Source organism: Polaromonas sp. P1_G4 (assembly GCF_056405475.1).
This window is the reverse complement of the sequence record NZ_JBFUCA010000158.1, coordinates 1-8,171: the sequence shown is the minus strand read 5'-3', so window position 1 is coordinate 8,171 and position 8,171 is coordinate 1. Positions and strand designations below refer to the sequence as shown.

Sequence of the window (8,171 nt, the reverse complement as noted above, 5' to 3'; positions counted from 1 at the left end):
ACCATGATCTCGGGCCGGCTGGAGTCCGGGAAGAACTGCTGCTGCACCTTGCCCATGCCGACGATGCCCAGCGCAAAAATCAGCACCGTCGAGCCGATGGTGATCCAGCGATGCTCCACGCACCAGTTCACCGTTTTGCGAAAGGTGTTGTAGAACGGGCTGTCGAACATCTCATGCGGGCTGTCCTGGCCTGCGGCCACTTCCTGTACATGCGGCGGCACCTTCAGAAGCAGCGTTCCCAAATAAGGAACGAAATAAACGGAGACGATCCAGCTGAGCACCAGCGCGATCACCGTCACCGCAAAAATCGCAAAGGTGTATTCACCGGTGGTGGACTTGGCCAGGCCGATGGGCAAAAATCCCGTGGCCGTGATCAGCGTGCCCGTCAACATGGGCATGGCCGTAATCTCATAGGCAAAGGTTGCGGCGCGCACCTTGTCGTAGCCCTCTTCCATTTTGCGCACCATCATCTCGACAGCGATGATGGCGTCGTCCACCAGCAGGCCCAGCGCAATGATGAGCGAGCCCAGCGAAATCTTGTGCAGCCCGATGCCGTAGTACCACATGGCCAGAAAGGTCAGGCTCAGTACCAGCGGGATTGTGATGCCCACCACCAGGCCAGGCCGCATGTCGATGTAATAACGCTTCCACAACGGGAGCTGGCCGGGGCCGTTGTGCGGCCGCTTGTGAAAGCCCAGGGCGATGAAACTCACCGCCAGCACGATCACCACGGCCTCGATCAGCACGCGCACGAACTCGTTGACCGAGGTGGCCACCGCCTTGGGCTGGTTCTGCACGTTCACCAGCTCGATGCCCCTTGGCAAGGTTTTTTCGATTCGGCCCGACAGCGCCGTGAGCGACTTGCCCAGCGCGATGATATCGCCGCCCTTGCCCATGGACACGCCCAGCGCAATCACTTCCTTGCCCTGGTGATGCACCTTGACGGAAGGCGGATCCACATAACCGCGCTTGATTTCGGCGATGTCGCCCAGTTGCAGCTGGTTGCCGGAGCTGCCGCGAATCGGCATGATGCGCAATTGTTCAATCGCCTCGAACTGACCCGCCACGCGCACCTGCACCACATCCAGCGGCGTCTGCACCGCACCGGCAGATTCCACCGCGTTTTGCTGGCCCAGTTGCGCCAGCACCTGGTTCAGGTCCAGCCCCAGTTGCGCCAGGCGCTTTTGCGAAATCTCTATGTAGACTTTTTCGTCCTGGACACCAAACAGCTCCACCTTGCTCACGTCGGGCACACGCAGCAGTTGCTGGCGCACATCGTCGGCAAAAGTCTTGAGTTCAGCGTAATTGAAGCCGTCGGCTTCCAGCGCGTAGATCACGCCATACACATCGCCGAATTCGTCGTTGAAGAACGGGCCCTGGATGCCGCCCGGCAACGTGCCGCGCATGTCGCCGATTTTCTTGCGCACCGAATACCAGACGTTGGCAACGTCGCCGGGTTTGGACGAGTCCTTGATCTGGAAAATGATCTGCGATTCACCGGGTTTGGAGTAGCTGCGAATCCTGTCGGCATAAGGCGCTTCCTGCAGCGTGCGCTCCAGCTTGTCGGTCACCTGCTCGGCCACCTGCTGCGCTGTCGCGCCCGGCCAGTAGGTGCGCACGACCATGGCGCGGAAGGTAAACGGTGGGTCTTCGTCCTGCCCAAGCTGGAAGTAGGCGACAAAGCCCAGAATCATCAGCACCAGCAGGAGATAACGGGTGAGCGCCGGGTGGTCCAGCGCCCATTTGGAAAGGTTGAAACGGGTCGAGGGCGAAGCCAGTTCGCCGGCAGCGCTGCTGCTGTCTGGATGGGGTTGCGTCATGCCGTCCTCACTTCGCGGCAGAAGCCGCGGAGACGGCAACCGGTGCTGTCACAGGCGCCGCGGATGTCGCGGGCGTTGCTACTGAATTGATAGCTGTTTGCGCAGGACTGGCGCCGGCTACAGCCACACTTGGCTGGTAAATACTGACTTTCTGGCCCGGCGAGAGCACATGCACGCCGGCGCTGACCACCAGCATCCCGGGCTGCAACCCGGAAGCCACCACCACGTCGTTGCCGTCGGCCGTGGCAACCTGAATGAGTTGCGGTTTGACGGTCATGGTGGCCTTGTCAACCACCCATACCGCCGTGGCCTTGCCTTCCTGACGCAGCGCTGTTGTCGGCAGCTTGATGACCGGCGCACCCACCACGCTGCCGGCCTGCGGCACCACATACACCGTGGCACCTAGCGGCGGYGGTTCTTTCGCGTCAACGGAAACCTTGACGGTGTAGGTCCGCGTGACGGGGTCATTGCTGGCCGCCACTTCGCGCACTTTTCCAGTCAGCTCGGCGGTCTGGGACCACACGCGGATACTGACCGGCGAGCCGACCTTGATGGCCGCCACCTTGTCTTCGGGCACAGAGAACACCACATCACGCACACCATCCGCTGCAATCCGCACCACCGGCGCGCCAGCCGTCACGACCTGGCCCGGCTCGGCCTCGATGGCGGTGACAACCCCCGACACGTCCGCGACCAGCGCCGCGTAGTTGGCCTGGTTGCCCTGCACGGCCAGTTGGGACTGGGCTTGCTCCAGTTGCGCCTGCGCTGCCTTCAGGGTGGTTTCGCGGCGCTCCAGTTCGGCGCCGCTGATGAAGTTCTGCTCTTTCAGCTCCCTATAGCGCTTGAAATCGGCGGCAGCAAGGTCGCGGTTGGTGGCGGCGGCGGCGACCTGCGCACGGGCTGCATCGGCCGCGAGCTTGTAATCCTGGGGATCGAGGTTGGCAAGCACTTGCCCGGCCTTGACGCGCTGGCCCAGTTCAGCCTGCCGCTTGATGATCTTCCCCGCAACCCGAAAGCCGAGCCTCGATTCCACCTGGGCGCGGACCTCGCCAGCATATTCGTGGCTCGATGAAAAGGCGTTGGTCCCGACAGTGACCACCTTGACGGCGCGAACCGGCTCTTCTGGCGGGGCGGGTTTGGAACAGGCGGCCAGCAGGACGGCGGCGCCCACCAGGGAGAAAACGGTTTTGTTCATGATCTGATCGGGATGAAACCCGCTTGGATGGCAGGGTAAAAAATGAGCCTGGAAAAGGGTCAGGAAACTGCTACTGACTGACCGGTTAGTAATCTAGGGTAATTGCCAAGGCTTGTCAAGCGACAATCGCCCGCATGACCCAAGGCTCCCAATCGCCAGCCACCCTGACGCCGTCTCTGCAGGGTGTAGCGCACTATGAAAACTTCCCGGTGGCTTCGCTGCTGTGCCCACCGCGCCTGCGTCCGCCCATCGCGGCGATTTACTGGTTTGCCCGCACGGCGGATGACATCGCCGATGAAGGCGATGCCCCACCGGCGGCACGCCTGGCTGACCTGGCGGCCTACCGCGCGGACCTGATGGCCGCCTCTGCAGGCCTTGCACCTTCGCCTCGCTGGGCGCCCGTGTTTGCACAGCTGGCGCCCATGATGGCGGAATTCCAGCTGCCGGTAAATCTGCTGGCTGACTTACTCAGCGCTTTCGAGCAGGACGTCGTCAAGCAGCGTTATGCCGATGAGGCCGAGCTGGCCCATTACTGCAACCGCTCGGCCAATCCCGTGGGCCGGCTGCTGCTGCATCTGTACGGCATCCATGATGCCGCCTCGCTGCAGATGAGCGACTGCATTTGCACCGCCCTGCAACTCATCAATTTCTGGCAAGACCTCAGCGTGGACATTCCGCGCGGGCGCATTTACCTGCCGGCCGATGCCTGGGCCCGCCATGGCGTTGACGAAGCACAACTGCTGGCACTGGAGGCCAACCCCTCTACTATCAATTTGATAGCTGTTTGCGCACGCTCTGCAAGGGCCACGATGCTAAAAGGCTTGCCACTCACGAAAAGAATACCGGGCCGCGGCGGCTGGGAGTTGCGGCTGGTGGTGCAAGGCGGCCTGCGCATCCTTGAGAAAATCGAGGCCCAGGGATTCAATACCCTGCAGCGGCGCCCCAAGCTCGGCCCCTGGGATGTACTGGTGATGGGCTGGCGCGCGCTGTTCATGTAGCCAAGCAGCCGGATCGCATCAGGGACGGACAGACCTGTCAACAAACCCACAGAAAGCCACATGGCAACGCCACCGGTAAAACTGCCGCCCTCGGGCCTCTATCGCGCGCTGGTGTGGGGCTTCTTCCTCTTTTGCTTCAGCTTCGCGCTGATCGGCGGCGTCATCGCAGAGCAGGCGCTGGCCGCCCTCAATTGCCAATTCCATGCAGACCCGCGAGCCGGAACGTGTTCCTTCTTCCAGAACGCGTTGGCCTCAAGGCTCACACCCTTTCTGTCTGCGCAGACTCCGCTGGATTACCCCTTCATCCTGTTGCGCAACTTCTGGTGGCTCATCCTGGCCTGGCTGGTCGCCATCGGCTGGAGCCGCCATGCATACCAAAACCCCAAGGCCATTACTGCCCCGCGTGCGCCTGCCGCCACGGCAGTGCCAATGCAACGAAGGTTGCACCAGTTTTTGCAAGTCAGCTTCTGGATTTTGCTGCTGGGGTTGATCGCGTTTTGCATCGCCTTCGGCACGCCCTTCCTGAGCACGTATGTATCGCGCGAAATACTGCAGGCCCTCGGATGCAATCCGGGCAGCTTCGATCCCCTGGTATCGGCCTGCATGTCCAGGCCTGGTTTCTGGACACCCCGGCTGCAGCCGTTCCTGCTGCCCTTGCTGGGTCAATTAGGCTCCCCGCTCTGGCTCTTCTGGCAATTCGGTGATGTGTTGATCATCTGGGYCGTCCTGATTGCCGTGGTGTTTGCGCTGAAGCTTTACTTCGCCGAACGCACTGCCCCCAAAGCATCCTGATACCCATCCGGCCAACAAGTCCCATGTGACAATTACCGTATGACGCCTGAGCAATATGTCCAGCAAAAAGCCGCCGCATCCGGCAGCAGTTTTTATTACGCCTTCCTGTTCTTACCCAAGGAACGGCGCGCCGCCATCACCGCGTTCTACGCCTTTTGCCGCGAGATCGACGATGTCGTCGACGAAATTACCGACCCCGGCGTAGCGCGCACCAAGCTCGCCTGGTGGCAAGGCGAGGTGCTCAACGCCTATGCCGGCAACCCAACCCATCCAGTGATGAAGGCGCTGATGCCGCTGGCCCTCACCTATCGCATTGAAGCGCGCCACCTGCAGGCTGTCATTGATGGCTGCCAGATGGACCTGGAGCAAAACCGCTACCTGGATTTTCCCGGCCTGCGGCAGTATTGCCACCTGGTGGCCGGCATCGTGGGCGAAGTGGCGGCGCGCATCTTCGGCCAGACCGACGAAGCCACCACCGCCTACGCGCACAAGCTCGGCCTGGCGTTCCAGCTCACCAATATCATCCGGGACGTCGGCGAAGACGCGATGCGCGGGCGCATCTACCTGCCCGTCAACGAGCTGCAGCAATTTGACGTGAAGGCGCATGAGGTCCTCAAGCGCCAGTACTCCGACCGCTTCAGCGCACTGATGAAATTCCAGACCGACCGCGCGCTGGCGCTCTATGACGAGGCACTGGCCATGCTGCCCGAAGCCGACCGCCGCGCCCAGAAGCCCGGCCTCATGATGGCCAGCATCTACCGCACCCTGCTGCGCGAAATCGCCTCCGATGGCTACCAGGTGCTGCACCAGCGCGTCAGTCTCACACCGCTGCGCAAATTCTGGCTGGCGTGGAAGACCCAGGCCTTCGGCAAAATCCAATGAGCCCCCACGCTCCCCACTTCGTGTGGTTCGCTGCCCCCCGCGGGGGCCCTGCGCCTGCGGCCTGGCAAAGCCAGTTCCGCGGCCCCGGCTGGTATGGAACTCACACGATCACCTGCACGCAACCGTGCCCATCATGAGAGTCGCCGTGATCGGCGCCGGCTGGGCCGGATGCGCTGCTGCCGTGGAGGCCACGCGCCTGGGTTACCAGGTCACGTTGTTTGAGACCACCCGCATCGCCGGCGGACGTGCGCGCCGCGTTGGCGGCACGGTGGCAGGCAAGCCGGTCGTGCTCGACAACGGCCAGCACATCCTGATTGGTGCATATGCCGAAACGCTGCGCCTGATGAAGGACCTGGGTGTCGACGCAGAAACTTCCTTGCTGCGAATGCCGCTGACACTGCGGTTTCCGGACGGCAGCGGCCTGAGCCTTCCGCAGCTGCCGGCCCCGCTTGATGCGCTGGCCGGTATCCTCCTGGCACGCGGCTGGTCCTGGGCCGACAAGCTCTCGATGCTCAAGGTCGCCGTTGGCTGGCAGCTCGCGAAATTCAAGTGCGACCCCGGCGTGTCGGTGGCCGACCTGTGCCGCGGCCTGTTACCCGGTGCCATGGCCTCATTGATCGAGCCCCTCTGCGTCTCGGCGCTGAACACGCCAGCAGAGCGCGCCAGCGGCCAGGTTTTCCTGCGCGTGATGCACGACTCGCTGTTCTCGGAAAGCGGCGGCTCCAACCTCTTGCTGCCGCGCGCCGACCTCAGCGCACTGCTGCCCGACGCCGCCCTGCGCTGGCTGGCGGCCCAGGGCAGCACCGTGCGGCTGGGCGCCCGCGTGCAATCCATTGCGCCCCTCGGTTCCAGCTGGGTGGTCAACACCGACATCAGCGCAGCCTTCGACTGCTTGGTGCTGGCCTGCCCGCCCCATGAAGCGGCGCGGCTTGTGGAAAGCAGCGGCCTGCAACCCGGCGACTGGCTGGCGCAGGCGAAAGGCCTTCAACACGAAGCGCTGACCACGGTCTACGCCTGGGCGGCAGGCGTGCGCCTTCAGCAGCCCATGCTGGCCTTACGCGCCGATGCGACCGGACCCGCGCAATTTGTGTTCGACCGCGGGCAACTGGGCGGGCCCACCGGCCTGCTGGCTTTTGTGATCAGCGCCAGCACGGGCGATGGCACGACGCTGGCTGCACAGGTACTGGCGCAGGCGGCACAGCAGCTGGGCCTGGACACCTTGCAGGTGGTGCAAACCATCGTGGAAAAGCGTGCGACTTTTGCCTGCACGCCGGGCCTGCTGCGCCCGGCAATCGAGGTAGCACCAGGTCTTTATGCCTGCGGCGATTACATCGCCGGGCCTTATCCGGCCACGCTGGAGGGAGCCGTGCGCTCGGGGCTGGAAGCGGCGCAGCGCCTGCATTGATCTGCCCCGGCACATCCGCGGCTCGCGGTCATCGCGACCACGTCGCCCGTATTGCTATCAATTAAATAGCTGCTTGCGCACAGCCACAATGGGTTTCAGGCACTTTTCGCCATAAATCTCACCGCGCGGTACGCCGGACGCGCAAGACAGCGCTTGAGCCACTCGTCCACTGCCGGGCATTGCGCCATCAGGCCCGCAGCGCCCTGAATCCACGCCAGCACGGAAGCCACGCAGATATCGGCCGCCGTAAAGCGTTCACCCGCCAGGTAGCTGCGCGACTGCAAATGCTGTTCGAGCACCCGCAGCGGGCCCAGCAGATGCCGCTCGGCGTCCTCGGCCAGCTGGGGCTTGCGGCGCTCTGTCGGCATCATGATGCGGTGCATCAGGAACGCCAGGGCGTCTTTTTCGCACTCGGTCACCACCCAGAAGCTCCAGCGCAGGATGTCTGCCTGCTCCGCGGAACTCTGCGCGGCAAGGCCGGATGCATCAGCGCTTTTGAATCGCTCGGCCAGGTAAAGCACGCAGGCCATGGACTCCCAGACCAGGACCCCATCGTCATCCACCACGGGGATCCGGCCGTTCGGGTTGATGGCAAGAAACTCCGGCGTGCGCGTAGCGCCGCCCACATACGGCAACGCAATGTGCTCATAGGACAAGCCCATTTCCTGTGCCGTCCACAGGGGACGCGCTGCGCGCGAAGCGGCTGTGCCGTAGATTTTGAGTGTCATCGCAAGCGCCTCTTGAAAGTCAACCGTTCACTGCGGGAACAAATCGCACAGCTCTGTCAGCGTGGTCACCGTTTCGTGCGGCACCGCGGGGTGTGCCCACATCTGGTCAGAGCGATTCACCCACACCGTCTGCATGCCGCAATTAAGCGCGCCCAGCACGTCCAGTGTGGCGTCGTCACCCACATGCAATACTTCCTGGGGCAGTACCTCCACGGCCCCAGCTGCCGCATGAAAAATGCGCGGGTCGGGCTTGCCCACACCGAACTGCTGGGCGCTGATGGCCGCCGTGTAATACCGGCCGATGCCGATTCGTTCGACGTCCTCGTTGCCGTTGGAAACCGCCACCAGCGG

At 63.2% G+C, this 8,171-nt stretch carries 8 protein-coding genes; 4 read left to right on the top strand and 4 right to left on the bottom strand.

Annotated elements, in window-relative coordinates; all coding sequences use genetic code 11:
- A partial coding sequence (locus AC1D1X_RS10095; RefSeq protein ID WP_477698221.1) for an efflux RND transporter permease subunit occupies positions 1 to 1,820 on the bottom strand: 1,820 nt, incomplete at its 3' end.
- A gap of 7 nt (positions 1,821 to 1,827) precedes the next feature.
- The gene (locus AC1D1X_RS10090; protein ID WP_477669026.1) at positions 1,828 to 3,015 is read right to left on the bottom strand and encodes an efflux RND transporter periplasmic adaptor subunit; all 1,188 of its coding nucleotides are present in this window, start codon (positions 3,013 to 3,015) and stop codon (positions 1,828 to 1,830) included.
- A gap of 134 nt (positions 3,016 to 3,149) precedes the next feature.
- Here AC1D1X_RS10090 and hpnC point away from each other — a divergent pair, with 134 nt between their 5' ends.
- The 4 genes from hpnC to hpnE all read left to right on the top strand — a co-directional run bounded on the left by hpnC (position 3,150) and on the right by hpnE (position 7,092).
- On the top strand, positions 3,150 to 4,013 hold the full coding sequence (hpnC, locus tag AC1D1X_RS10085; protein ID WP_477669025.1) for a squalene synthase HpnC: 864 nt from the start codon (positions 3,150 to 3,152) through the stop codon (positions 4,011 to 4,013).
- A 60-nt stretch (positions 4,014 to 4,073) separates the two neighbouring features.
- Entirely contained in the window at positions 4,074 to 4,805 is a 732-nt protein-coding gene (locus AC1D1X_RS10080; protein WP_477698220.1) for a hypothetical protein, read from the top strand.
- A 39-nt stretch (positions 4,806 to 4,844) separates the two neighbouring features.
- Positions 4,845 to 5,687, top strand: coding sequence for a presqualene diphosphate synthase HpnD (gene hpnD / locus AC1D1X_RS10075; RefSeq protein WP_477669023.1), 843 nt, complete (start codon positions 4,845 to 4,847; stop codon positions 5,685 to 5,687).
- 133 nt (positions 5,688 to 5,820) lie between these two features.
- Complete coding sequence (gene hpnE / locus AC1D1X_RS10070; RefSeq protein ID WP_477669022.1) at positions 5,821 to 7,092, top strand: hydroxysqualene dehydroxylase HpnE; 1,272 nt, start codon at positions 5,821 to 5,823, stop codon at positions 7,090 to 7,092.
- 95 nt (positions 7,093 to 7,187) lie between these two features.
- Here the strand turns inward: hpnE and AC1D1X_RS10065 are convergent, their stop codons facing one another.
- A complete protein-coding gene (locus AC1D1X_RS10065; protein WP_477669021.1) occupies positions 7,188 to 7,820 on the bottom strand; it encodes a glutathione S-transferase family protein in 633 nt (210 codons plus the stop codon).
- A gap of 27 nt (positions 7,821 to 7,847) precedes the next feature.
- Positions 7,848 to 8,171 (bottom strand): HAD family hydrolase (locus AC1D1X_RS10060; protein WP_477698219.1); only part of this gene is annotated, 324 nt, incomplete at its 5' end.